Source organism: Ciceribacter sp. RN22 (genome assembly GCF_024054295.1).
Classification (GTDB): Bacteria; Pseudomonadota; Alphaproteobacteria; order Rhizobiales; family Rhizobiaceae; genus Allorhizobium; species Allorhizobium lividum.
On the sequence record NZ_JAMXLD010000001.1, the window covers coordinates 1,131,872 to 1,133,387 of the forward strand.

General features: G+C 70.4%; 1 protein-coding gene. It reads right to left on the reverse strand.

Features of this window, described 5'->3' with window-relative positions; genetic code table 11:
- Position 1: 1 nt before the first annotated feature.
- Positions 2 to 1,354 carry an MFS transporter gene (locus NHF53_RS05650; RefSeq protein ID WP_252833440.1) on the reverse strand — a complete coding sequence of 451 codons (1,353 nt, stop codon included), beginning with the start codon at positions 1,352 to 1,354 and terminating at the stop codon, positions 2 to 4.
- Positions 1,355 to 1,516 lie beyond the last annotated feature (162 nt).

Here is a 1,516-nt window from a genome sequence, read left to right on the forward strand (position 1 = left end):
GTCACTTCGTGACATCTCCCCCACAAGGGGGGAGAGGGACGGCCGGCCTTTCGCTCGAGCTCAAGGCGTTCGTCACTGCAATCGATTCACCGGATCGATTGCTCGGCTGCGTCGACCGCTCCTCACCCCCCACAAGGGGGGAGATCGGGCGGACGCGCGCCCGGTGGGCGATGCGGGCGAGCAGCGCGACGGCGAGGAGGGCGGCGACGGAAAGCCCGAGGCAGAGAAGGATGACGGCGGTGAGCCCCTGCCGGTCGAGGACGGCGGTCATCAGCACCGGGGCCGCGGCGCTCGCGAGGTTCTGCGGCAGGGAAAGCCGGGCCGACTGGCGGGCGAAGCGGTCCGGCGAGAAGAAGACGAGCGGCATCAGCGCCCGGGCGACGGTGACGACGCCGGTGCCGAACCCATAGAGGACGACGAAGACGATCGCCACACCCGCTCCGCCGAAGAGAAGCAGGACAACCATGGACACGGCAATCAGGCCGAGGCCGGCTAGGAAGGTCGTAGGCGGCGAGCTGCGCTGCCCGAGCAGGAGGTCGACCACGCGGGCGGTGATGCCGAAGACCGAGCGGAGCGACCCGAGCTGCAAAGCGAGCAACGGCGAGGCCCCGGAGAGTTCGAGCATCCGGATCAGCGACGGCGACACACCGAAGCTGACGAGGGTGACGAGCGTGATTGCAAGCGCAATCAGCAGGAAGGCGAGCCGCGCCTCGCGTTCTCCGAGCGGCAGCGGTTCGGTCCGCGCGGCGGCGGCCTCGGCGGCGCTGCGGGCGGCGGGTTGCGGCAGCAGGAAGAGATGCGCCGGCAGGCAGACGAGAAGATGGAAGGCGGCGGCAAGCTGCAGGGTGATCCGCCAGCCGTATTGCTGTTCGAGGAGGCCGAGGAGCGGCCAGCAGACGGCCGACGAGAGGCCGGTGAAGATCATCAGCACGGCGATGCTGCGCTTGGCGTTTGCGCCCTCCCGCTCGACGACGGCGGCATAGGTCGGCACCGAAAGGCCGAAGGCGCCGCCGAGACCGAGCACCAGCCAGGCGGCGAAATAGGCGGTGACACCCTGGCAGAGGCTGAGGCCGAGGAGGCCGAGCCCGAGGAGTGCGGAGCCGGCAGCAAGGACGCGCGCCGCGCCATGGCGCTCGATGAGCCGGCCCGTCCACGGGCCGGCGGCGGCCATGGTCAGCATCATCACGGTGAGCCCGAGGAAGACGACCTCGTTCGCGAGGCCCAGGCCCGCGGCGATCGGACGTCCGAGCACGCCCGGCATTTCGAAACTGGTGCCCCAGCCGACGATCTGGGTGACCGACAGCAGGGCGACGAGCCCGGTGCGGGGCGAACGGAGCGAGGCGGAAAGCGACATGGGGAACCGGCGGGCGGGAAGACTGCCGCGACCATAGAGGACGGGCGGTGCAAGCGGAAGCTGTAAATGGCGAGGGCGCGCCTTTTGCCCTGGTCCTCGCCGGGGACGGCCTGACCATTGCACGGATCACCCCACCCCGGACCTGCGGTCCGACCCTCCCCC

Coding starts and splice junctions, on each gene's coding strand:
- NHF53_RS05650 (WP_252833440.1), bottom strand. CDS start 1,354: ATGTCGCTTTCCGCCTCGCTCCGTTCGCCCCGCACCGGGCTCGTCGCC.